Origin of the sequence: Micromonospora ureilytica (assembly GCF_015751765.1) — a bacterium.
Classification (GTDB): Bacteria; Actinomycetota; Actinomycetes; order Mycobacteriales; family Micromonosporaceae; genus Micromonospora; species Micromonospora ureilytica.
This window is the reverse complement of the sequence record NZ_JADOTX010000001.1, coordinates 3854105-3876405: the sequence shown is the minus strand read 5'-3', so window position 1 is coordinate 3876405 and position 22301 is coordinate 3854105. Positions and strand designations below refer to the sequence as shown.

The 22301-nt window shown below is 71.1% G+C and carries 23 protein-coding genes; 10 read left to right on the top strand and 13 right to left on the bottom strand.

Annotation, left to right across the window (positions count from 1 at the left end):
• The first annotated feature begins 14 nt into the window (after window positions 1–14).
• Window positions 15–2570, top strand: coding sequence for a GNAT family N-acetyltransferase (locus IW248_RS17440; protein WP_307788020.1), 2556 nt, complete (start codon window positions 15–17; stop codon window positions 2568–2570).
• A 9-nt stretch (window positions 2571–2579) separates the two neighbouring features.
• Here IW248_RS17440 and IW248_RS17435 read toward each other — a convergent pair whose 3' ends face one another.
• The 4 genes from IW248_RS17435 to sigB all read right to left on the bottom strand — a co-directional run bounded on the left by IW248_RS17435 (window position 2580) and on the right by sigB (window position 5004).
• Window positions 2580–2987 (bottom strand): VOC family protein, encoded by a 408-nt coding sequence (locus IW248_RS17435; protein WP_196927847.1) that lies wholly within the window; start codon window positions 2985–2987, stop codon window positions 2580–2582.
• Window positions 2984–3490, bottom strand: a complete 507-nt coding sequence (locus IW248_RS17430) for an SRPBCC family protein (protein ID WP_196927846.1) — start codon at window positions 3488–3490, stop codon at window positions 2984–2986. Before IW248_RS17430 ends, IW248_RS17435 begins: the two co-directional genes overlap by 4 nt.
• On the bottom strand, window positions 3487–3864 hold the full coding sequence (locus tag IW248_RS17425; RefSeq protein ID WP_196927845.1) for an ArsR/SmtB family transcription factor: 378 nt from the start codon (window positions 3862–3864) through the stop codon (window positions 3487–3489). Before IW248_RS17425 ends, IW248_RS17430 begins: the two co-directional genes overlap by 4 nt.
• Before the next feature lie 123 nt (window positions 3865–3987).
• On the bottom strand, window positions 3988–5004 hold the full coding sequence (gene sigB, locus IW248_RS17420; RefSeq protein WP_372432495.1) for an RNA polymerase sigma factor SigB: 1017 nt from the start codon (window positions 5002–5004) through the stop codon (window positions 3988–3990).
• 231 nt (window positions 5005–5235) lie between these two features.
• Here sigB and IW248_RS17415 point away from each other — a divergent pair, with 231 nt between their 5' ends.
• Window positions 5236–6024, top strand: a complete 789-nt coding sequence (locus IW248_RS17415; protein WP_196930247.1) for a sporulation protein — start codon at window positions 5236–5238, stop codon at window positions 6022–6024.
• 153 nt (window positions 6025–6177) lie between these two features.
• Here IW248_RS17415 and dtd read toward each other — a convergent pair whose 3' ends face one another.
• The 3 genes from dtd to IW248_RS17400 are packed head-to-tail and all read right to left on the bottom strand — an operon-like array spanning window position 6178 to window position 9120.
• Window positions 6178–6600: a D-aminoacyl-tRNA deacylase gene (gene dtd / locus IW248_RS17410; RefSeq protein WP_196927843.1), complete on the bottom strand. Its 423-nt coding sequence runs from the start codon at window positions 6598–6600 to the stop codon at window positions 6178–6180.
• Window positions 6600–8084 (bottom strand): DUF7782 domain-containing protein, encoded by a 1485-nt coding sequence (locus tag IW248_RS17405; RefSeq protein ID WP_196927842.1) that lies wholly within the window; start codon window positions 8082–8084, stop codon window positions 6600–6602. Before IW248_RS17405 ends, dtd begins: the two co-directional genes overlap by 1 nt.
• A gap of 37 nt (window positions 8085–8121) precedes the next feature.
• Window positions 8122–9120 (bottom strand): CPBP family intramembrane glutamic endopeptidase, encoded by a 999-nt coding sequence (locus IW248_RS17400; protein WP_196927841.1) that lies wholly within the window; start codon window positions 9118–9120, stop codon window positions 8122–8124.
• A 91-nt stretch (window positions 9121–9211) separates the two neighbouring features.
• Between IW248_RS17400 and IW248_RS17395 the strand changes: the two genes are divergently transcribed.
• On the top strand, window positions 9212–9793 hold the full coding sequence (locus IW248_RS17395) for an HhH-GPD-type base excision DNA repair protein (RefSeq protein ID WP_196927840.1): 582 nt from the start codon (window positions 9212–9214) through the stop codon (window positions 9791–9793).
• A gap of 28 nt (window positions 9794–9821) precedes the next feature.
• Here IW248_RS17395 and IW248_RS17390 read toward each other — a convergent pair whose 3' ends face one another.
• Window positions 9822–10133, bottom strand: coding sequence for a YlcI/YnfO family protein (locus IW248_RS17390; protein WP_091400586.1), 312 nt, complete (start codon window positions 10131–10133; stop codon window positions 9822–9824).
• A 17-nt stretch (window positions 10134–10150) separates the two neighbouring features.
• Window positions 10151–10435: a hypothetical protein gene (locus tag IW248_RS17385; RefSeq protein WP_030489374.1), complete on the bottom strand. Its 285-nt coding sequence runs from the start codon at window positions 10433–10435 to the stop codon at window positions 10151–10153.
• Window positions 10436–10539: 104 nt separating this feature from the next.
• Between IW248_RS17385 and IW248_RS17380 the strand changes: the two genes are divergently transcribed.
• Entirely contained in the window at window positions 10540–10899 is a 360-nt protein-coding gene (locus IW248_RS17380) for a DUF3099 domain-containing protein (protein ID WP_181518647.1), read from the top strand.
• 65 nt (window positions 10900–10964) lie between these two features.
• Here IW248_RS17380 and IW248_RS17375 read toward each other — a convergent pair whose 3' ends face one another.
• Window positions 10965–11864: a carbohydrate kinase family protein gene (locus IW248_RS17375; protein ID WP_196927839.1), complete on the bottom strand. Its 900-nt coding sequence runs from the start codon at window positions 11862–11864 to the stop codon at window positions 10965–10967.
• Entirely contained in the window at window positions 11861–12796 is a 936-nt protein-coding gene (locus IW248_RS17370; RefSeq protein WP_196927838.1) for a pseudouridine-5'-phosphate glycosidase, read from the bottom strand. Before IW248_RS17370 ends, IW248_RS17375 begins: the two co-directional genes overlap by 4 nt.
• A gap of 88 nt (window positions 12797–12884) precedes the next feature.
• Between IW248_RS17370 and IW248_RS17365 the strand changes: the two genes are divergently transcribed.
• From IW248_RS17365 to istB, 5 genes are all read left to right on the top strand, one after another.
• The gene (locus IW248_RS17365) at window positions 12885–13103 is read left to right on the top strand and encodes a DUF3039 domain-containing protein (RefSeq protein ID WP_088946800.1); all 219 of its coding nucleotides are present in this window, start codon (window positions 12885–12887) and stop codon (window positions 13101–13103) included.
• Between the two features lie 40 nt (window positions 13104–13143).
• Window positions 13144–13806 carry a trimeric intracellular cation channel family protein gene (locus IW248_RS17360; protein ID WP_124816071.1) on the top strand — a complete coding sequence of 221 codons (663 nt, stop codon included), beginning with the start codon at window positions 13144–13146 and terminating at the stop codon, window positions 13804–13806.
• 190 nt (window positions 13807–13996) lie between these two features.
• Window positions 13997–15730 carry a DEAD/DEAH box helicase gene (locus IW248_RS17355; RefSeq protein ID WP_196927837.1) on the top strand — a complete coding sequence of 578 codons (1734 nt, stop codon included), beginning with the start codon at window positions 13997–13999 and terminating at the stop codon, window positions 15728–15730.
• Between the two features lie 620 nt (window positions 15731–16350).
• On the top strand, window positions 16351–17577 hold the full coding sequence (gene istA / locus IW248_RS17350) for an IS21 family transposase (RefSeq protein WP_196927836.1): 1227 nt from the start codon (window positions 16351–16353) through the stop codon (window positions 17575–17577).
• Entirely contained in the window at window positions 17577–18368 is a 792-nt protein-coding gene (gene istB, locus IW248_RS17345) for an IS21-like element helper ATPase IstB (protein ID WP_196927835.1), read from the top strand. The genes istA and istB overlap by 1 nt, the downstream gene beginning before the upstream one ends.
• Before the next feature lie 358 nt (window positions 18369–18726).
• Here istB and IW248_RS17340 read toward each other — a convergent pair whose 3' ends face one another.
• Both IW248_RS17340 and IW248_RS17335 read right to left on the bottom strand, forming a co-directional pair.
• Window positions 18727–18960 carry a DUF7455 domain-containing protein gene (locus tag IW248_RS17340; protein ID WP_030489368.1) on the bottom strand — a complete coding sequence of 78 codons (234 nt, stop codon included), beginning with the start codon at window positions 18958–18960 and terminating at the stop codon, window positions 18727–18729.
• A 245-nt stretch (window positions 18961–19205) separates the two neighbouring features.
• Window positions 19206–20804 carry an RNA polymerase sigma factor gene (locus IW248_RS17335; RefSeq protein ID WP_124816067.1) on the bottom strand — a complete coding sequence of 533 codons (1599 nt, stop codon included), beginning with the start codon at window positions 20802–20804 and terminating at the stop codon, window positions 19206–19208.
• A gap of 630 nt (window positions 20805–21434) precedes the next feature.
• Between IW248_RS17335 and IW248_RS17330 the strand changes: the two genes are divergently transcribed.
• Window positions 21435–22253, top strand: coding sequence for an inositol monophosphatase family protein (locus IW248_RS17330; RefSeq protein ID WP_196927834.1), 819 nt, complete (start codon window positions 21435–21437; stop codon window positions 22251–22253).
• Window positions 22254–22301: the final 48 nt, after the last annotated feature.

The window sequence follows — 22301 nt, the reverse complement described above, 5'->3', positions numbered from 1 at the left end:
GAGGGTCCGTTCCGGTGACGACCGTGGACCAGTCGGTCGACGTGCTGCTGAGCGACGGCAGCACGGTCCAGCTGCGACCGATCGATCCGGCTGACGCGCCGGGCGTCGTGGCGATGCACAGCCGCTTCTCCGAGCGCACCCGCTACCTGCGGTACTTCTCGCCGTACCCGCGTATCCCGGAGCGGGATCTGATCCGTTTCGTCACCGTGGACCACCACGACCGGGAGGCGTTCGTGGTGCTGGCCGCCGACCAGATCGTCGCGGTCGGCCGGTACGAGCGGCTCGGCCCGCAGGCCCCCGAGGCGGAGGTGGCCTTCGTGGTGGAGGACGCCTTCCAGGGTCGGGGCATCGGCTCGGTGCTGATGGAGCATCTGGCCGACGCGGCCCGACGCAACGACATCATGAGCTTCGTCGCGGAGGTGCTGCCGGCCAACGGGACGATGCTGCGGGTCTTCGCCGATTTCGGCTACCAGGTTCAGCGGGAGTACGCCGACGGCGTGGTCCACCTGAGCTTCCCCATCGCGCCCACCGAGGCCAGCCTGGAGGTGCAGCGCGGCCGGGAGCACCGCACCGAGGCCCGTTCGATCGCCCGGCTGCTCGCCCCGCGCGGCATCGTCGTCTACGGCGCCAGCGCCACCGGCCAGGGCGTCGGTGCGGCGGTGCTCGGGCACCTGCGCGACGGCGGGTTCACCGGTGCGGTGGTGCCTGTGCATCCGAGCGCGTCGACAGTGGCGGGCCTTCCCGCGTACCCGTCGGCGGTGGACGCCGGAACGCCTGTGGACCTGGCGGTGGTGGCCGTCCCGCCGGAGGCGGCGACCGCGGTGGTCGCCGACGCCGCCGCCGCTGGGGTGCACGGCCTGGTGGTGATCTCGGCCGGCTTCGCCGAGGCCGGCGGCGAGGGCGCGGCCACGCAGCGGGCGCTGGTCCGCGCGGCGCACGCGGCCGGAATGCGGGTCGTCGGCCCGAACTGCCTGGGCGTGGCCAACACCGACCCGACGGTACGCCTCAACGCCACCCTCGCCCCGGCGTTGCCGCCGGCCGGTCGGGTCGGCATCTTCAGCCAGTCCGGCGCGTTCGGGGTGGCTCTGCTCGCCGAGGCGGACCGGCGGGGCCTCGGGCTGTCCAGCTTCGTCTCGGCCGGCAACCGGGCCGACGTCTCCGGCAACGACCTTCTGCAGTACTGGCAGGACGACCCCGGCACCGACGTGATCATGCTTTACCTGGAGACCTTCGGAAACCCGCGCAAGTTCGCCCGGCTGGCCCGGCGGATCGGCCGCGCCAAACCGGTCGTCGCGCTCGCCTCGCCGGCCCGCCCGCCCGGGGTCGGTGACGCGGCCGGGCCGGACGAGGTGGCGGTCGCGGCGCTCTTCGCCCAGTCCGGCGTGATTCGGGTGGACACCGTGCCGGAACTGCTCGACGTGGGTGTGCTGCTGGCCAACCAGCCGCTGCCGGTCGGCGGCCGGGTCGGTGTGGTGGGCAACTCCTCGGCCCTCACCGGGCTCGCCGCGACCGCCTGCGTCGGGCACGGCCTCACCGTGGCCGACGGTTACCCCCGCGACGTCGGGCCGAGCGCCGGTGCCGCCGAATTCGCCGCCGCTCTCGCCGAGACGGCCGCCGACGAACGGGTGGACGCCCTGGTGGTGGTCTTCGCCCCACCGCTACCCGGCCAGCTGACCGAGGTGGATGCCGACGTGACCGCCGCGCTGCCGGCCGCCCTCGCGCTGGGCAAGCCGACGGTGGCGACGTTCCTGGTCGGGCGGCTGCCGCCGGGGGTGCCGGCGTACGGCGGCGTGGAGGAGGCGGTCCGTGCGCTCGCCCGCGCGTACCGGTACGCCGAGTGGCTACGCCGCCCGCCCGGGGTGGCACCTGAGTTGCCCGGCCTCGATCGAGCTGCCGCGCAGGCCGCACTCCGCACCGACGCCACCGATCCGGGCGCGCTGCTGGCCGCGTACGGCATCGACGTGGTGCCCTCGGTGCCCGTCGACTCGGCCGACGCGGCGGTCGGCGCGGCGGCACGGCTGGGCTTCCCGGTGGCGCTCAAGGCGGCCGCCCCGGGGCTGCGGCACCGGCTCGACCTCGGAGCGGTCCGGCTCGACCTGCCCGACGAGTCGACCCTCCGCCGCGCGTACGCCGACCTGGCGGCGACCTTCGGCGTGGACGCGCTGGTCCAGCCGATGGTCCCGCCCGGGGTGGCGTGCGTGGTGGAGGTGGTGGAAGATCCCGCGTTCGGGCCGGTGGTCGGCTTCGGCCTCGGCGGGGTCGCCACCGAGCTGCTCGGCGATCGGGCCTGGCGGGCGGTGCCGCTGACTGACCGGGACGCGGCCGAGTTGGTTGACGAGCCCCGGGCGGCGCCGCTGCTGCGGGGGCACCGGGGGGCCGCGCCGGTCGACCGGGCGGCCCTGGCCGATCTGCTGCTGCGGGTGGGTCAGCTCGCCGACGAACAGCCCCGGGTGCGATCGCTGACCCTCAACCCGGTGCTCGTCCGCCCGGACGGCATCTCGGTCCTGCACGCCCAGGTGGGGGTGGGTGGCGTGGTCGCCCGCCCGGACACCGGCCCCCGCCGCCTGTGAGCGTGCCGGTCAGGCGCGGCTGGAGATCTGCTGGACGCCCCAGGTGTTGCCGTCCGGGTCGGCGAAGAAGACGAAGCCGACATTGTCCAGTGGATCCGGCACCGGTCGGGGGTTCTGACCCACCACCTGGATCTCGCTGACCTCCACACCCCGCCCCACCAGCTCCTCGTGGGCCCGCTTCAGGTCGGGCACCACCAGTTGCAGGCCCTTGAGTGAGCCGGGCGGCATCTCCGGAACGACGCCCTTACCGATCACGATCGAGCAGCCGGAGCCGGGCGGGGTCAGCTGGACGATGCGCGCCTCGTCGCTGATCACCGTGTCGTGGTCCACGGTGAAGCCGAGCTGGTCGGCGTAGAACTTTTTCGCCCGGTCCACATCGGAGACCGGAACGATCACCACTTCGAGTGTCCAGTTCATGGGTGCTCTTCCTCTGTCGTCGTTGTTGAGTGCAGCAGTTCGGCCAGTCGGGTGAAGCTCTGCCCGACGCCCCGCGCCATCGGATAGCGCAGCACGGTGTCCCGCCCCTCTGCGGTGGCGTAGAGCAGCGTGGTGGTGACCGTCGTCCGACCGGCCAGTTCGGTGAACTCGTGGCTGACCAGCGTCTCGCCCGGGTAGGACTGGTCGTCGAACAGCTCGGTGTAGACCAGCCGGTGCGGTGGCTCGACCCGCCGGTAGACCCCAGCCTGGACCATCTGCGCGCCCTCCGGGCCCTGCGACACGAACCGCCACCGCCCGCCGACCCGCAGGTCGACGTCGCACTCCGTCAGTCGCCAGCCGCGCGCGCCGTACCACCGGACCAGCAGTTCGGGTTGGGTGAAGGCGGCGAACACCAGCTGTGCCGGTGCCTCGAACAGCCGACTCAACACGATCTCCCGGTTGCCCGGGGTGTGGACGACGAGCGGATCATCGACGTTGGTCAACCGCCCGTTCCGTTCGGTCCGGCGGGCCGACGCGCGGTGTCGTTGCGGTCGACGGACTGGAGTTCGTCGAGCAGTACGTCGAGGCGTTGGTAGCTCTCCACCCAGTAGTCGCGGTAGTTGGCCAGCCAGGCGGTCGCATCACGCAGTGGGCGGGCCTCCAATCGGCACGGACGGCGCTGGGCGTCCCGCCCCCGGCTGACGAGACCAGCGCGTTCCAGCACCCTGAGGTGCTTGGAGATGGCCGGCTGGCTCATCTCGAATGGTTCTGCCAGCTCCGTCACCGTCGCCTCCCCAGTCGCGAGTCGGGCGAGGATGGCCCGCCGAGTCGGGTCGGCCAGGGCCGCGAAGGTCGCATCCAACAGCTCCGTGTCCACCGCCTATAACCTCCTGGTTTTATAACCAGTTGGTTTGTATCGTGGATGGGCGCCCTCGTCAAGCACCGCACAGCACGGAAGGCCCCGGCGAACCGCCAGGGCCTTCCACGGAAATAGGTTCCGTCAGCAGGCGTACGCCTCCAGGCGCTGCGCCCGCTCCGGGGCCCGCAGCTTCAGCAACGTCACCTTCTCGATCTGCCGGATCCGCTCCCGGGACAGGCCGAACTCCCGGCCGACCTCGTCCAGGGTGCGCTGGCGGCCGTCGTCCAGGCCGAACCGGAGGCGGATCACGGCCTGCTCCCGCTGGGACAGGGTGGACAGGACGATGCTGACCTCGTTGCGCAGCTCGCCCTGGGCGGCGGTGTCGCCCGGCTCGGTGCGCGGGTCCACCGAGGCCACGAAGTCGCCGAGTGCGCTCTCACCGTCGTCGCCAACTGTCTGGTCCAGGCTGACCGGCTCCCGGTCGTAGGAGATCAGCTCGATGACCTGGATCTCGGGGATCTCCAGTGCGCGGGCGACCTCGGCGACAGTCGGTTCGCGGCCCAGCGTCACCGCCAGCTCGCGGCGGGCCCGGACCATCCGGTTGACCTGCTCGACCATGTGCACGGGGATGCGGATGGTGCGGGCCTGGTCGGCCATGGCGCGGGTGATGGCCTGTCGGATCCACCAGGTGGCGTACGTGGAGAACTTGTAGCCCTTGGCGTAGTCGAACTTCTCCACCGCCCGGATCAGACCGAGGTTGCCCTCCTGGATCAGGTCGAGAAACGCCATGCCCCGGCCGGTGTAGCGCTTGGCGATGCTGACCACCAGCCGCAGGTTCGCCTCCAACAGGTGGTCCTTGGCCGCCCGACCCTCCGCGACGATCAGCTCCAGGTCGGCTCGCAGCTCCGCGGAGACCGGGGTGCAGGTGGTGAGCTTCTCGTCGGCGAACAGGCCGGCCTCGATGCGCCGTGCCAGGTCGACCTCCTGCGCGGCGGTCAGCAGCTTCGTCCGGCCGATCCCGTTGAGGTAGGCCCGGACCAGGTCGGTGGAGATGCCGCGCTCGTCGGTGGCGTCCAGGTCGACGAGGACCTCGGAGGCCCCGTCCGTGTCGGTCGTGGTGGCCGGGCGCGTCCGGTGTTCCGTCATCTGCAGGACCATCTCTGTCTCTCCCCGTTTCCACGTCTGTGCCGTGTTCCCGGCCCAGTGGTGCCGGTGTGACAACAGCTTGGCGGGCGGGGCGTAAAACGGGAGTGAGGCGATCGGGCACCCGACAGGAATCGGGTCGGATCGCTGGTGCGGTGTGTCGTCGAAGTGTGTGGTTGCCCGCCCCGGCTACGTTGCGGACGGCCGACCACCTCTGGTCGGCCGAGACGACAGATGGAGGACGGTGTGGTCTTCAAGCGGCTCATGAAGGCGATGGGCGTCGGCGGCCCGTCGGTGGAGACGGTGCTGGCCAACCCGAACTGCCGCCCCGGCGGTCAGCTGGAGGGCCGCATCCAGGTGCTGGGTGGCGACCATCAGGTCGACATCGACCACGTCACCCTCGGCCTGGTCACCCGGGTCGAGGTCGAGAGCGGCGACAACGACTACGACACCACTCAGGAGTTCCGCCGTCAGCAGGTCACCGGCGCGTTCCGGCTGGAGCCGGGGCAGCGCTACGACCTCCCGTTCCGCTTCGACGTGCCGTGGGAGACACCTGTCACCGAGTTGTACGGGCAGCACCTGCACGGGATGACCATGGGCCTGCGTACCGAACTGGAGGTCGCTCGCGCGGTCGACAAGGGTGACCTGGACGCCGTGTCGGTGCACCCCCTGCCGGCCCAGGAGCGACTACTGGACGCGTTGCTGCGGCTGGGCTTCCGGTTCGCACGCGCCGACGTGGAGCGTGGTCACATCTACGGCGTACACCAGACGTTGCCGTTCTACCAGGAGATCGAGTTCAGTCCGGCGCCGCAGTACGCCCGCTCGATCAACCAGTTGGAGGTCACCTTCATCGCCGACGCCGGGCAGATGCAGGTGGTGCTGGAGGTCGACAAGCGCGGCGGTGTCTTCACCGAGGGCCGGGACGCCTTCGGCCGGTTCACTGTCGACCACGCCACCGCCGACCGCACCGACTGGACCGCCGAACTCGACAACTGGCTCCGCCAGTCCCTAACCCGCCGAGGCCTCTTCTCCTAACCCAACTACCCCCACCCACCCGCCGCCACCCACCCCCGCCCCCCGTTGATCATGAGGTTGACCGGCGATTCGATCTTCAGAAGGCCCGTCAACCTCATGATCAACCGGGTTGGATGGGGGCCGGGGGGAGGGGCGGGGGGAGGGGGTTGGGGGTTAGAGGTCTAGGAGGAGGGTTTGGGGGCCTATGTTGAGGCTTTCTACCAACATGTGGGTCTGGAAGCGGCCGGTCTCTACCTTGGCGCCTCGTTCGCGCAGGGCATCGACGACCGCCGTCACAAGTGGTTCGGCGACCTCGGCGGGGGCGGCTGCGGTCCAGCTCGGTCGGCGGCCCTTGCGGACATCGCCATAGAGGGTGAACTGACTGACAACCAGGATTTGCGCGCCGGTGTCGGCTGCGGACCGTTCACCGTCCAGGATGCGCACCTCGTGCACTTTGCGGGCCATCGTCTGAGCGGTCTGCGCGGTGTCGGTGTGGGTGACCCCGAGCAGCACCAGCAGGCCGTTCTCGATGGCGCCGACCACCTCGCCGTCCACCGTCACGCTGGCCCGCCCGACGGTCTGCACCACCGCCCGCATCAGGCGTTCACCGGCTCGATGAACCCGCGTTCCACCAGGTGCGCCACGATCGGGCCGGCGGCCTCGGCCATCTCGTCGGGCTCGACGTCGTGCGCGGCGGCGAGCAGGGCGAGCTGGTCACGCAGCGGCAGCCGCCCGTCGGCGCCACCGACCAGCGCCAGCACCAGCGGGTCGATCTCCTCGGTCCAGCGCAGGCCGTGCGGCATCGCGAGGACCTGCCGGTCCACCCCCCAGCCCTCGTCGCCCATGGTGGCCTCCTGCCGCAGCTGCAGGCCCTCGGCGGCCCGGTAGCGCTCGGCGAGCAACGCCTCGGTGTCGCGTACCCGGAGAAACTCCTGGCGGTCGAACCAGGCAGCGACCTGGTCGCCCAGCGGTGGCTGCACCCGCTGGCGCAGGTCCTCCACCCGGACCACCGGGTCGGCGTGTCCGCCCCGGCGCAGTGACACGATGCCGAAGCCGATGCCCTCCACCTTGTGCGCGTCGAACCAGTCCAGCCAGGCGGCCATCCGCTGCGGGTCGGCGGTCTCGCCGACGTCGGTGAGCCACAGGTCGACGTACGCCATCGGGTCGGCCACCTCGCGCTGGATCACCCAGGCGTCCAGGCCGGTCCCGGCGAACCAGCCGGCCACCCGCTCGTCCCACTCCTCGCCGGCGACGTGCACCCAGTTCGCCAGGTACTGCATGGTGCCGCCCTCGGTGAGCAGGCCCGGGGCGGCGGCGGCCAGCTCGGCGCCGATCGCGTCACCGACCCGGCCCGAGTCGCGGTAGACGTGCGTGGTCGTGCCCGGACCGACCACGAACGGCGGGTTGCTCACCACCAGGTCGAACCGCCGGCCGGCCACCGGGGCGACCAGGTCGCCTCGGAGCAGCTCCCAGTCCTGACCGTTGAGGGCGGCGGTGGTCGCAGCGAAGCGCAGCGCCCGCTGGGAGAGGTCGGTCGCGGTGACCGACCGGGCGTGAGTAGACAGGTGCAGGGCCTGGACGCCGGAGCCGGTGCCCAGGTCCAGTGCTGTGTCGACCGGCCGGCGCATGGTCGCGCCGATCAGGGTGTGGGTCGCCCCACCGATGCCGAGGACGTGTTCGGCGTGCAACGGGCGACCCGGGCGGGCGCTGGCCGGCACGTCGGCGAGCACCCACCAGTCCTCGCCGTACGGCTCCAGGTCGACACCGGCGCGCAAGCCGTCGCCGTACCGCTCGACCAGCCCGCCCGCGAGGGCCTCCTCCAGGCTCAGCGGCGCCAGCGCGGCGGCGACTGCGGCCTCCGGCTCGGTCTGGTCGCAGATGAACACCCGGATCAGGGTGCCGAGCGGATCGCCGTCCTCGGTAGCGCGCAGCGCGGCCCGGTAGTCGTTGCGGGCGACCGAGGCGGTCGCCTGGGCGCCCAGCCGCTCGGCGATGCCGTGGCTGGTGAATCCGGTCCGGGTCAGTGCGCTGCGCAGCGCGTCGACGCCGGCGGGGGAGAGCAGCATGTCGTGTTCGTCCACCCCGACATCCTGCCTGCCGTCGCCGAAGAAGCCGTCATCACCCGCGGGATTCGACCCCGGCATTCGACGCTTGCGGCTCCGATCCCGTCAGGGCCGAGGGCTCACCGGGCACCGCCACGACCAAGGCCGGCGGTACGACAGTCGCCAGCCCTCGACGCGCGGCCAACCGATCGATGACCAGGGCGTACGCCGACAGGGCCACCACGTCGACGAGGACGAGTTGCCAGGGGGCGTCGGCCATCGTCTCGTCGGCGCTGAGCCCGCCGAACGCCGCCGCCACAGTGAAGGCGCTCAGATTGTTCACCACGTGCAGCGCGATCGCGGCCTCGAGCCCGCCGGTTCGTACCGTCAACCAGCCCAACAACACGCCCATGAAGACCAGGTCCAGGAAACCCCAGCCGCTGCCCCAGCCGTGCGCGGCGGCGAAGAGCACCGCCTGGAAGGTGATCCCGGGCCAGGGCGTGCGCAGGTACGCGCCGACGGCCTGCAACAGCCAGCCCCGGAAGGCGTACTCCTCCGCGGCCGCCTGGAACGGCACCAGCAGCAGAACCATCAGCAGGCCGGCGGCGAACTCCGGCCAGCCCACCCAGGTGGCTACCGGGTCGAGTATCGAGCTCTCGTCGGTCAGCCCGAGCAGAAGGTTCGCGCCGAACAGCATGACGATGATCAGCGGCGTGGCGATCAGCAGGCAGCGGCCGAGCCAGCCCCACCGCAGCCGCCCGAGCACCGAGGAGACCGTGCCGGCGGGCCGGCGCTGCACGAGCCAGACGGTGCCGAGTACCAGTGGGAGCAGCAGCGCCAGCGAGGCGACCAGCAGCGCGGTGTCCGGAATCGGGCCGAAGGTGGGGAACCCGTCGGCGTCGTACGGGCGGTTGGCGAGCTCGCCCACGACGGCGGCGACGATGAAGAGGAGGCCCATGACCACCGCCGCCGAGGTAAGCAGCGCGAGGGTGCCGACGATCGGTTTCCACCAGCGATGCCGGTCGGTGCGGCCGAGCCGGTGGTACGGCGATCCGGGCGGGGCGGTCCGAAGCATGTCGTCGAGCGTGGCAGACGGGCGCCACCCTGTTGTGAACGGTCGGAGCGTCGGTGTCCGCCCGGGTCGGCGGGCCAGGCAGGATGTCCGCATGACGCTTGTGCTGCCCATCGACCCGGAGGCCAACCGGCTGCTGGAGCGCAGCCCACTGGCCCTGCTCCTCGGCATGGTCCTCGACCAGCAGGTGCCGATGGAGAAGGCGTTCTCGTCGCCGTACGTGCTGGCGCAGCGGCTCGGCCATGAGCTGGACGCGGCGGAGCTGGCCGGGTACGACCCGGAGGCCCTGGTCGCGCTCTTCGCCCAGCCGCCCGCGCTGCACCGGTTTCCGAAGGCGATGGCGGCCCGGGTGCAGGAGGTGTGTCAGGTGCTGGTGGAGCGCTATGACGGTGACGCGGCGCTGCTCTGGGCCGAGGTCGCCGACGGGCCGGAGTTGCTGCGCCGGGTCTCCGCGCTGCCCGGCTTCGGCAAGCAGAAGGCACAGATCTTCGTGGCCCTGCTCGGCAAGCGGTTCGGGGTGACCCCGCAGGACTGGCGGAAGGCGGCCGGGGACTATGGCGACCCGGGCGCCTACCGGTCGGTGGCCGACGTCACCGACGCCGACTCGCTGCGGCGGGTGCGGGAGTTCAAGCAGCAGATGAAGGCGGCGGCCAAGGCGAAGACCACCGGCGACTGACCGACCGGCCTGGTGAGGGGCGGTCTGCTCAGGCGGCGGTGGGGTGCGCCAGCGAGGCCAGCGCGCGCCGGACGTCGGCCAGCGAGACGGTCGCCGAGTCGTCCAGGTCGGCCAGGCCGGCCTCGATCCACTGGCGCATCAGCGTGGTCACCCCGATGCCCCGGGCGTCGGCGGCGGCGCGGACCCGCTCGTAGGTGTCCAGTGGCAGCCGCACCGAGCGGCTCACCATCGGCACGTCGCTGTCGGGGGTGGGCAGCTCCGCTGCGGGGCTCTCGTCGATCAGCTCGGCGATCCGTTCGCCGCCGTCGTGGAACTGCTTGGTCGCGTCGTTACGGTGCATCGTCACGGCCTCCTCATCTACCGAGATCTCCGCACGGCCTCGTCGTAGCGCTTGGACTCGACGTCGCTCAACTCGCGGGCGGAGAGAATGTCCCAGTCGTTGTCGGTGCCATCGGCCTCGGCGAGCAGCACCGCCAGCCGGCGGCCCCGACGGGCGGCGGCATAGACCACCATCACGTCGTCACCCAGATGACGGATGACCCGGCGGGCGCTGTGCAGCGCCTCCCAGACTTCCCCGGGTGTGACGTCGTAGACCCTCAGGTTGGCCAACGCCTCGTCGGTGAAGCTGAACCTGCTGCCCACATCGCGGAGCGTACCACGCGCGTAACACGCAATGGGATGAGTCGAAGTTCGCTGATCACGGACCCGCGGTGACAGGATGAGGCGTAACCCCCTCGAGGAGGTCCATGGTGAAGCGTCAGGCGTACCAGCCGATTCTGATCACCGACGCCTCGCGCAGCCAGGGTGATCAGCTCAACAGCCGTCAGCGCCGCTACGTCCTGATGATGGGCATCCGGGTGGCCTGCATCATCGTCGGCGCGATCCTGGTCGGTGCGAACGCCCCACTGCTCTGGCTCTGGCTGCCGTTGTGCGCCCTCGGCATGGTGCTCATCCCCTGGCTGGCCGTGCTGCTGGCCAACGACCGGCCGCCAAAGGAAGAGCACCGGCTGGCCAACCGGTTCCACCGCCGGCACACGGACGACACCCCGCCGATGAGCCTCACCGCCGAGGAACGCCCACACAAGGTCATCGACGTCGAACCCTGACCCGCGAGCGGGCCAGGGTTCGAGCAGTCCGGGGCCGCGCTACGGCTGTGGCCGTGCGCCGGCCGTTACGGCTGTGGCCGTGCGCCAGCAGTGGAGACGGCCAACGCGCCCAGGTCGGTGGCGCGGCTCAGTGCCGCCGTCGGGGTGGCACCGGCGAGCCACGCGGTGAGCAGACCGGCCGCGAAGGCGTCGCCCGCGCCGGTGACGTCCACCACCGCCACCCGGCGCGCCGGAGCCACGCAGACCGGCGTGGTGCGGTCGACCCAGACCGCGCCGACGGCGCCGCCCTTCACCACGACCCGCCGAGCCGTCGCCGACAGCGCCCGCCCCTGCGCCGCCGGGTCCAGCCCGCCGGCCAGCACCGTGGCCTCGTCCGCGTTGACCAGGAGCAGGTCGATGTCGCGTACCCAACTCAGGAACGCCGCCGCGCCGACCCGCCGCAGCGGCGCAGCGGAGGCCGCGTCGACGCTGATGGTGAGCCCGCGCTCGCGGGCGGCGGCCAACGCCCGCAACCCCGCGCCGCGCGACTCGGCGTCCAGCAGGGTGTACGCGGACAGGTGCAGATGCCCGGCGTCGGGCGCCGCCGCGAGGGCCCGCTCGACGTGCGCGGCGCTCAGCCGCAGGTTCGCTCCCCGCTGGCTGACCATGGTGCGCTCGTCGTCGGCGGCCAACACGATGACCGTGCCGGTCGGCGCCCCCTCGACCCGCTCGATGGCGCAGTCGACGCCCGCCCGTTCCAGCTCGGCCACCCGGTCCCGCCCGGCGTCGTCGTCACCGACGGCGGCGACGAGCGTGACGTCCACCCGCTGCGCGGCGACCCAGGCGGCGGTGTTGGCCGCCTGCCCGCCGCCGCCGAGACTGATCGCGGCCCCGGTGTCCGACCCGGCCGCGAGCGGCCCGGACAGCACCGCGACCACATCGGTGATCACGTCCCCGACGACGACCATCCGGGCCGGTCGGGTCATGCCGGGACGGCGGTGCCGCGGGCCGCCGAGGCGACCGCGATCCGCGCGGCCAGGTCGGCGTTGCGCAGGATGATCCGCACGTTCACCGCCAGGCTTGCGCCCTCGGTGGCCGAGTGGAAGTGCGCGAGCAGGTACGGGGTGACGGCCTTTCCGGTGATCCGGTCCCGCTCCAGCAGCGCCAGGCCCTCGGTGAGCGTCCGATCGTGCAGCTCCGGGTCGAGTTGCTCGTCGACCGGCAGCGGGTTGGCGATGAGCAGCCCGCCGGTGTGCACGGCGTGCTCGTCCCGGGCGGCGAGCACGGCGGCGACCTGCTCCGGCGAGTCCACCGACCAGTCCAGGTCGAAGCCGGCATCGGTGAGGTAGAAACCGGGGAACCGGCGGGTGCGGTAACCGACCACCGCTACCCCGAGGGTCTCCAGGCGCTCCAGCGTCGCGCCCACGTCGAGGATCGACTTGACCCCGGCGCAGACCACCGCGATCGGGGTCTGCGCCAGGGTGACCAGGTCCGCCGACTCGTCGAACGTGTGCGCGGCCTCCCGGTGCACCCCGCCCAGGCCGCCGGTGGCGAACACACCGATACCGGCGGCGGCGGCCACCGCGCTGGTCGCGGCCACCGTGGTCGCGCCGTCCGCGCCGGTCGCGGCAGCCACCGCGAGGTCACGGACGGAGAGTTTGGTCACGCCGTCGACAGTGGCCAGCCGGGTCAGCTGCGCGTCGTCCAGGCCGACCACCAACTCGCCGGCGATCATGCCGATCGTCGCCGGAACGGCCCCGGCGTCCCGAACCGCCCGCTCGATCTCCCTGGCCACCCGCAGGTTCTCCGGCCGGGGCAGACCGTGCGAGACGATGGTGCTCTCCAGGGCGACGACGGGCCGGCCGTCGCGCAGGGCTGCGGCGACCTCGGTGCCGTAGCTGATGCGAAAGTCAGTCACACGGGCACCGTACGGGGTGGGGCCTCGGCCGACCTCAAGTGGACCCGGCCGTGATGACCTGCCAAACTTGACGGTCGGAGGTGCAGACGTGAGCACAGAGGTTCTCGAGCGTCCGGAGCTGAAGGACGCCGACACCGGTCCCGAGATGTTCCACTACGTCCGCAAGGAGAAGATCGCCGAGAGTGCCGTCATGGGCACCTACGTCGTCGCTCTCTGCGGCGAGACCTTCCCGGTCACCAAGGCGGCCAAGCCGGGATCGCCGGTCTGCCCCAAGTGCAAGGAGATCTACGACTCGTACCGTGAGTGATCCTCGGCCGGCGCTCCGGCCGGCGACGTAGCCTGCGGCGGTGACCACCTCCACCGCCCTGCTCCTCGCCGACCTGACCGGGGTCGCGGTGTTCGCCGCGTCCGGGGCCTCGGCGGCGGTCGCCAAGCGGCTGGACCTGTTCGGCGTCGCGTTCGTCGGCTTCGTGGCCGCCCTCGGCGGTGGGATCTTCCGGGACCTGGTCATCGACGAGGTGCCGCCGCTGGCCTTCGCCGACTGGCGGTACGCGGCCACCGCCGCGATCACCGCGCTCGCCGTCTTCTGGCTGCACCCACAACTGGCCCGACTGCGCACGACCGTGCTGGTGCTGGACGCGGCCGGGCTCGCGCTGTTCACCGTCACCGGCACGCTCAAGGCGCTCGACGCCCGGGTGCCGGCGGTCGGCGCCTGCCTGATCGGCATGCTCACCGCCATCGGCGGCGGGCTCGGCCGCGACCTGCTCACCGCCGAGATCCCGGTCGTGCTGCGCCGGGAGATCTACGCGCTGGCCGCGCTGGCCGGCTCGGTCCTGGTGGCGCTGCTGTACGTCACCGGGCAGACCGGGCCCGCACCGCTCACCGCCGCCGCCGTCCTGGTCTTCGGGCTGCGCCTGATCGCCCTGCGTCGACGCTGGTCCGCACCGGTGGCCACGCTGCGCCCCCCGCGTGCCGACGGGGCGGATCCACGCGCCGACCGGGAGTGGTGAGACGCCCGGTCCGCCGTTCGGCCGGGTGCTGGATTGTGACCAGCGTGGCGTCGCCTGGGCCCGGCGGCCCGTGCTGGTTATGCTGAGTCGGCCTTCGCGGCAGCTTCTGCGCGGAGGCGTTTTCATGGGCGGCGGATCCTCGTGGCCCTCGCCCGGGGTCCGCCATCGTGCGGTCGGAGAGGAGCTACGCGTGGCAGCCCGGACGCCGGTGCTCGAGACGTTCCCGGCGCTACGCGCCTGGCAGCGCAAGGCCCTGGTGGAATACCTGCGCCGCCGTACCGAGGACTTCACCGCGGTCGCCACGCCGGGCGCCGGCAAGACCACCTTCGCCCTGCGCATCGCGGCGGAGCTGCTCGGTGACGGCACCATCGAGGCCGTCACCGTGGTCGCCCCGACCGAGCACCTGAAGAACCAGTGGTCCGACGCCGCAGCCCGAGTGGGCATCCAACTCGACGCCGCCTTCCGCAACGCCGACCTGCACTCCGCGGCCGACTTCCACGGCGCGGTCGTCACCTACGCCCAGGTGGGGATGGCCCCGCAGGTGCACCGGCGGCGCACCATGACCCGACGCACCCTGGTCATCCTCGACGAGATCCACCACGCCGGCGACTCCCGATCCTGGGGCGACGGGGTGAAGAACGCCTTCGAACCCGCCGTACGCCGGCTGATGCTCACCGGGACGCCGTTCCGCTCCGACGACAACCCGATCCCGTTCGTCAGCTACGAGCGCGGCGGCGACGGGCTGCTGCGCTCCCGCGCCGACTCCGTGTACGGCTACTCCGACGCGCTACGCGACGGGGTGGTCCGGCCGGTGCTCTTCCTGGCGTACTCCGGGGAGACCCGCTGGCGTACCAACGCGGGGGAAGAACTGGCCGCCCGGCTGGGCGAGCCGATGACCCAGGACCTGGTGGCGCAGGCGTGGCGGACCGCCCTGGACCCGGCCGGCGACTGGATGCCACAGGTGCTGCGGGCCGCCGACGCCCGACTCACAGTGCTGCGCAACGCCGGCATGGCCGACGCCGGTGGTCTGATCATCGCCACCGACCAGCAGACCGCCCGCTCGTACGCCAAGCTGATCGAGCAGGTGACCGGCGAGAAGGCCGCCGTGGTGCTCTCCGACGACCAGGGCGCGTCCGCCCGGATCGCGACGTTCGCGGCGTCCGACCAGCGCTGGCTGGTCGCGGTGCGGATGGTGTCCGAGGGGGTCGACATCCCGCGACTGGCTGTCGGTGTCTACGCCACCAGCGCCAGCACGCCCCTCTACTTCGCCCAGGCGATCGGCCGGTTCGTGCGGGCCCGCCGGCCCGGGGAGACCGCGTCGGTCTTCCTGCCCAGCGTGCCGCACCTGCTCGGGTTGGCCAGCGAGATGGAGACCGAGCGCGACCACGTACTCGGCAAACCCAAGGAAGCCGACGGTTTCGACGACGACCTGCTGGAACGCGCGCAGCGCGACGACCAGGCCAGCGGGGAGTTGGAAAAGCGGTTCGCGGCGCTCTCGGCCACCGCCGAACTGGACCAGGTGATCTTCGATGGCGCGTCGTTCGGCACCGCGGCCCAGGCCGGCACCCCCGAGGAAGAGGAATACCTCGGACTGCCGGGCCTGCTCACCGCCGACCAGGTTTCACTGCTGTTGACCAAGCGCCAGGCCGCCCAGCTCGCCGCCCAACGCCGTCGTACGGCCGACGGGGCCGCTCAGCCGGCCGCTGCGCCCACGGCAGCGCCACCCGCACCCATGAGCGCCGCCCAGCGTCGCGTGGCGCTCCGGCGCCAACTGAACGCCCTGGTGGCCGCCCGACACCACCGCACCGGCCAACCACACGGCAAGATCCACGCCGAACTGCGCAGACTCTGCGGCGGCCCGCCGAGCGCCCAGGCCACCATCGAGCAGCTTGAGGAACGCATCGCCACCGTGCAGACCCTCTAGGCCAGCCCTACGTCACTGGCGGGCTGGCTGGTGACGGCGTTGCGAGTGGAGCCCTTCAGGCCCGCCGGCACCACCGGCGCCAGGCGACGCAGGCGGCTTCGGACCGAGCGGCAATCACCGTGACCGTCCCAGGCCATTGCCTTGGGGTCGTGGTCTGTGCCCGTGCGACGGCCGTGGTCTGTGCTCGTGCGTCGGCCGCGGTCTGTGCTCGTGCGTCGGCCGTGGTCTGTGCTCGTGCGTCGGCCGTGGTCTGTGAGTGCGCTTGGGCCGTGGTCTGTGCGTGCTTGCGGCCGTGGCCGTGGTCTGTGCGTGCGGCGTGGTCTGTGCGTGCGGCGGTGGTCTGTGCCTGTGCTCGCGGCGTGGTGTACGCCCGTGCTTGCGGGTGATCCACTCGGCCTTCTTGAAAAACGCGGTGTTCGGGCGAGGTGGAAGGCGCGGTTTCCGTGCAACCGAGTGGAACACGGGGGTGGGCTTTGGGTGCCGAGGATTACCTGCCCGGGGTGACTGCGGATGCCCCCTGTGGGGCGTTCCGAACCCAAGATCGCGCAATTGTCGACGCCGCGTGAAAACTGACCCCGTGGTTCCGGTTGAATCTTGACCACCTCCGGAAGCATCGGGAGGTGCTGAGCGTGGAGGACTGGGCAGAGATCCGTCGGTTGCACCGGGCGGAGGGGATGGCGATCAAGGCCATCGCTCGTCGGCTTGAGGTCTCGCGGAACACGGTGCGGAAGGCCTTGGCCAGTCATGAGCCGCCTCGTTATCAGCGGGCGGTGAAGGGCTCGATCGTGGATGCGGTGGAGCCGCAGATCCGGGTGTTGTTGGCGGAGTTCCCGGACATGCCGACGACGGTGATCATGGAGCGGGTCGGGTGGACTCGGGGCAAGACGGTGTTCGCCGATCGGGTGCAGCAGCTGCGGCCGTTGTTCCGCCGTCCCGACCCCAGTCAGCGGACGGATTATTTGCCGGGGGAGTTGGCGCAGTGTGATCTGTGGTTCCCGCCGGCGGACGTGCCGTTGGGCTTTGGGCAGGTCGGCAGGCCGCCGGTGTTGGTGATGGTGTGCGGCTACTCGCGGTGGTTGTCAGCGGTGATGATCCCGAGCAGGCAGTCGCCGGATCTGCTGGCCGGGCACTGGACGTTGATCTCAGGCTGGGGACGGGTGCCCAAGGCGTTGGTGTGGGACAACGAGTCCGCGGTCGGGCAGTGGCGGGCGGGCCGGCCGCAGTTGACCGAGACTATGAACGCTTTCCGCGGGACCCTGGGCATCAAGGTGATCCAGTGCCGGCCGGCGGATCCGGAGGCCAAGGGTCTGGTCGAGAGAGCCAACGGCTATCTGGAGACGTCGTTTCTGCCGGGGCGCCGGTTCGGCTCAGCACATGACTTCAACGCCCAGCTGACCAACTGGTTGGCGCGGGCGAATAACCGCCAGCACCGGGTGTTGGGCTGCCGCCCGGTGGACCGGTGGGACGCCGACCGGGCCGCGATGCTGTCACTGCCGCCGGTCGCGCCGGTGGTCGGCTGGCGACAGGCCACCCGCTTGCCACGTGATCATTACGTCCGGTTGGACGCCAACGACTATTCCGTGCACCCGTCGGTCGTTGGCCGACGCGTCGAGGTCACCGCCGACGGCGACCAGGTCCAGGTGTCCTGCGACGGCCGGTTGGTCGCCCAGCATGAGCGTTGTTGGGCCGGACATCAGACGATCACCGACCCGGTCCACCGCCAAGCGGCGGCTGACTTGCGTGCCGCCGCCCAGCACACCCCGGTGCCGGCCGTCGATGCTCAGGTCGAGCGTCGAGCGTTGAGTGACTACGACCGGATGTTCGGCCTGGACGAGGTGGCCGCCTGATGGCCACCAAAACCAGCAACCGCAACGTGTCCTCCGAGATCGCGTTCCTCACCCGCGCACTGAAAGCGCCCTCCTTGGCTGCGTCGGTCGATCGTCTGGGCGAGCGGGCTCGGGCGGAGTCGTGGACGCATGAGGAGTTCCTCGCCGCCTGCCTGCAACGCGAGGTCGCCGCCCGCGAGGCCCACGGCGGTGAGGGACGCATCCGCGCAGCCCGCTTCCCGGCCCGCAAGAGCCTGGAAGAGTTCGACTTCGAGCACCAACGCTCCCTCAAACGGGAGACCATCGGACACCTCGGAACCCTGGACTTCGTGGCGTCGAAAGAGAACGTCGTCTTCTTGGGCCCGCCCGGCACCGGCAAGACCCACCTGTCCATCGGCCTCGGGATCCGGGCCTGCCAGGCCGGGCACCGGGTCGCGTTCGCCACCGCCGCCCAATGGGTGTCCCGCCTCGCCGACGCCCACCACGCCGGGCGCCTGCAAGACGAACTGGTCAAACTCGGCCGGATCCCGCTGCTGATCGTCGACGAGGTCGGCTACATCCCCTTCGAAGCCGAAGCCGCGAACCTGTTCTTTCAGCTGGTCTCCAACCGCTACGAGCGCGCCAGCCTCATCGTCACCTCGAACAAGCCCTTCGGCAGATGGGGCGAAGTCTTCGGCGATGACGTCGTCGCCGCAGCCATGATCGACCGCCTCGTCCACCACGCAGAAGTCGTCTCCATGAAGGGCGACAGCTACCGGCTCAAAGACCGCGACCTCGGCCGCGTCCCCGCAGCCATCAAGACCAACGACTGAACATCAACAAGAAGCGAGGGGGTCAAAATTCGGCCGGAACGGAGGGGTCAACTTTCAGCCGGCGTTGACAGCAATATCCGGGATGTAGTGGCCTCGGTGCGTTGCCGAGGCCACTACATCCCGGTTCGAGCGTGACCTTGGCGGCCGTGGGCACCCCAAACCTCACTCCCGGTCCCTCGGGGGCGGTGTTCGTCGTCAAGATCCGCGCACTATCGGGGATGTTGCTGTCTCCCGCAGGTCGGAGGCAGCAACATCGGGGCGCGGGGCGCGGGTTGCGGGTTGCGGGGCGCGGGGGACAGAAAAAGCCGGCCGGAGGCACCCTCGGGGTGCCTCCGGCCGGCTATGTCGGTTTGCGGATTTAGTTCGCCATCAGATCGGCGCCACGCCAGCTGAAATCGGGCTCCGTTGCGAACCGCTCGGTGATCTTCACGAGATCCTCCGCGTACTTGTTCGCGTGGTGCCCGCAGAACACCAACTCGCTCCCACCCGTGAGAGTGATCCGGAGCTTCCCGGCAGCATTGCAGCGGTCGCACCGTTCATCGGCGGCTGGGGGAGCCGCCGTCACGGGCGGCGGCGTGAGGGTCGGGGTCATCGCCTTCCTCCTCTGGTCGTCACCGATGAACAATCTCTTCGGTTGTTGCTCACCTATCGTGCAACACCCTTACTAGGCACTGCCTTCCCTGTGTGCCCGCGGGGGACCGAGGTCACACCTGGAAGGGACAGTGTGCCGTGCACCCAGGGTGCCACGTCAACGATCACATTCGTGCATCCGGACGATCACCATCTGGTGTTGCACACCAGGTGGTCAAAACGACACGTTCGGTTGACGAAACCCGCTCAGTCCAGGTAATCCCGGAGGACCTGCGACCGGGACGGGTGACGCAGCTTGGACATCGTCTTGGACTCGATCTGCCGGATCCGCTCCCGGGTCACCCCGTAGACCTGGCCGATCTCGTCGAGCGTCCGAGGTTGGCCGTCGGTCAGGCCGAAGCGCAGGCGCACCACACCCGCCTCACGCTCGGAGAGCGTCTGCAGCACCTGCTGGAGCTGGTCCTGCAGGAGCGAGAACGAGACCGCGTCGACCGCGACCACGGCCTCGGAATCCTCGATGAAGTCGCCGAGCTGGCTGTCGCCCTCGTCGCCGATGGTCTGGTCGAGTGAGATGGGCTCCCGAGCGTACTGCTGGATCTCCAGCACCTTCTCGGGTGTGATGTCCATCTCCTTGGCCAGCTCCTCCGGAGTGGGCTCGCGACCCAGATCCTGGAGCAGCTCACGCTGTATGCGGCCGAGCTTGTTGATGACCTCGACCATGTGCACGGGGATGCGGATGGTACGGGCCTGGTCGGCCATGGCGCGGGTGATGGCCTGCCGGATCCACCAGGTGGCGTACGTGGAGAACTTGTAGCCCTTGGTGTAGTCGAACTTCTCCACGGCCCGGATCAGACCGAGGTTGCCCTCCTGGATCAGGTCGAGGAAGGCCATGCCACGGCCCGTGTAGCGCTTGGCCAGCGACACCACCAGTCGGAGGTTCGCCTCCAGGAGGTGGTTCTTGGCCCGCTCGCCATCGCGGGAGATCCAGCCCAGGTCACGGACCATCTCCCGGACGAGCTTCTCCTCGCCCTCGTCGGCAGCCCGCAGCCGCTCGGCGGCGTAGAGCCCGGCCTCGATCCGCTTGGCCAGCTCCACCTCCTGCTCGGCGTTGAGCAGCGGAACCTTGCCGATCTGCTTCAGGTACGCGCGGACGGAGTCAGCGGAGGCGGTCAGCTCGGCGTCGCGTCGCGCCTGCTTGAGAGCCTCGGACTCCTCGTCGTCCCACTCGAAGTCGTTGTCGGTCGCCGATGCGGCGGCGTCGGTCTCGGCGGCCTGGGCCAGCTCGGCCGGCTCCTCGACAACCACGTCCTCGATCGCGGCGGCCAGTTCCTCCGGGTCGATCTCGCCCTCAGCGCCCTCGCCCTTGGCCTTGCCGCCGGCCTTGGTCGGCTTGGCTCCGGCAGCCGCGGCCACCGTCGCCTTGGTGGCTCGGGTCGACCGGGTCGCCTTCGTCGGCGTCGCAGCGGCGGCGCCGGTCGCCTTACTGGCGGCCACCTTGCGCGGGGCCGGCGTCGACGGGGCGTCGTCGGCGGAGGGCGCCTGCTTCGGGGCTGGCGCGGCGGCCTTCTTGGTGGTCTTGGCGGTGGTGGCCCGGGACGCTGGCGTGGTCGAGCGGGCCGCGGCGACGCGGCGACGAGTGCTCGCCGAGCCGTCCACCACGACGGTCACGCCCGCCTCGGAGAGCGCCCGCAGGATCTTCTTGGCCTGGGCCGGAGTCACCTCGGCGGACTCGACGGTGCGCGCGAGCTGAGCCGACGTGAGCTGGCCACCGGCGCTCTGCGCGTGGGCGATCAGGGTGTCGGTGAGCGAGCGAACGTCGGCGCCGGGCTGGCGGGGTTCTGTCACGAATGACCTTCCGGAGGCGAAGAGCGGGCACGGCGGGTTCGTCCAGCGCAGCGAGGGTTACCGTGCCGGGCGATGTGGTTGAGGGACCCTCGTGTCACGGTCCGGCCGGTGGTCGGCGGTCCGTGCCGCGTGGGCAGGGGTGAATTGTAACGCCGTCTGCGGCGATCATCCTGCTCCGCACCGCGTACCGCCGGTGGGGACCGTCGGTGGGGCGGAGATATGGGCTTCGCGGTAATGATAGCCGCGCGGCCGGCGAAGGGTGCCCGTCGTCGAGCCCGGCGATGGGCAGATCGTGTCCGAACTGCCGTTTGAGCAGCCAGTACACCGAGGTCCTCGGCGGTCCGGCCGGGGGAGGCCCCACCAGGTCGCGGTTGGGCAACGGTTGTGAGCCGAGCAAGGACGGGGCGGTAAGCACTTAAGCGACAATACCGGATCTAAAGGGGCATATTGGCGAAGGTTGGCCGCTCAAGCCGCAGCAGGCGGTGCGGGGGCACCTACCTCGCAGGGGATGTCGCGTACCAAAGATCCTGGGTCTGGTGCTGTCGTGTGACGTCGGGAACGATGATCTTCGGAAGCCGGGTCGGTAGTTGCAGCATCCGCTTGTACCCGGAGTGCGGAAAGAGGCGAATCATGACCAACTCGGCGACGACACCATCGGAACTGCTGAGCATCGCGGTGGAGGTGGCTCGGGACGCGGCGGACACCGCGTACCGGATGCGCACCGAGGGGGTCGTCGTCGCCGCCACCAAGAGCACGGTCACCGACGTGGTCACCGCCGCCGACCGAGCGGTCGAGCGGCAGATCCTCGACGCGCTGGCCGCGCTGCGCCCGGACGACTCGGTGCTCGGCGAGGAATACGGCGAGGGGGCCTCCGGCGCGACGCGCAGCGGGGTGCGCTGGATCGTCGACCCGATCGACGGCACGGTGAACTACCTGTACGGGCTGCCGCACTCCGCGGTCTCCCTGGCAGCCGAGGTGGACGGGGTGGTGGTCGCGGGCGTCGTGCGCAACGTGAGCACCGGCGAGCAGTGGACCGCGACGGCCGGCGGCGGTGCCTGGCGCGACGGTGTCCGACTGCGCTGCTCCGGCGAGGTCGACCTGGGGCAGGCGCTGGTCGGCACCGGCTTCGGTTACGACGCCGCCCGCCGGGCGCACCAGGCGCAGGTGGTGGCCGGGCTGATCGCGCACGTACGGGACATCCGCCGGCTGGGCGCCGCCGCGCTGGACCTCTGCCTGGTCGCCGAGGGGCGGCTCGACGCGTACTTCGAGAAGGGTCTTGCGGCCTGGGACCTGGCGGCGGGCGGGCTGGTGGCCGCCGAGGCGGGGGTTCGGGTCGCCGGCCTGGCCGGTCGGCCGCCGGGGCCGGACCTGGTGGTCGCGGCACCGCCGGCGCTCTTCGCGCCGCTGCACGACCGGCTGGCCGCCCTGGACGCCTCCGGTGGACCCTGATCGTGCGGACCCTGGCCGGTGGGCCTGGTCGGCGCCTGGTCGCCGACG

Coding starts and splice junctions, on each gene's coding strand:
- IW248_RS17435 (WP_196927847.1), bottom strand. CDS start 2,987: ATGAACTGGACACTCGAAGTGGTGATCGTTCCGGTCTCCGATGTGGAC.
- sigB (WP_372432495.1), bottom strand. CDS start 5,004: ATGGTCCTGCAGATGACGGAACACCGGACGCGCCCGGCCACCACGACC.
- dtd (WP_196927843.1), bottom strand. CDS start 6,600: ATGCGGGCGGTGGTGCAGACCGTCGGGCGGGCCAGCGTGACGGTGGAC.
- IW248_RS17400 (WP_196927841.1), bottom strand. CDS start 9,120: ATGCTTCGGACCGCCCCGCCCGGATCGCCGTACCACCGGCTCGGCCGC.
- IW248_RS17395 (WP_196927840.1), top strand. CDS start 9,212: ATGACGCTTGTGCTGCCCATCGACCCGGAGGCCAACCGGCTGCTGGAG.
- IW248_RS17390 (WP_091400586.1), bottom strand. CDS start 10,133: ATGCACCGTAACGACGCGACCAAGCAGTTCCACGACGGCGGCGAACGG.
- IW248_RS17380 (WP_181518647.1), top strand. CDS start 10,540: ATGGTGAAGCGTCAGGCGTACCAGCCGATTCTGATCACCGACGCCTCG.
- IW248_RS17375 (WP_196927839.1), bottom strand. CDS start 11,864: ATGACCCGACCGGCCCGGATGGTCGTCGTCGGGGACGTGATCACCGAT.
- istB (WP_196927835.1), top strand. CDS start 17,577: ATGGCCACCAAAACCAGCAACCGCAACGTGTCCTCCGAGATCGCGTTC.
- IW248_RS17340 (WP_030489368.1), bottom strand. CDS start 18,960: ATGACCCCGACCCTCACGCCGCCGCCCGTGACGGCGGCTCCCCCAGCC.
- IW248_RS17330 (WP_196927834.1), top strand. CDS start 21,435: ATGACCAACTCGGCGACGACACCATCGGAACTGCTGAGCATCGCGGTG.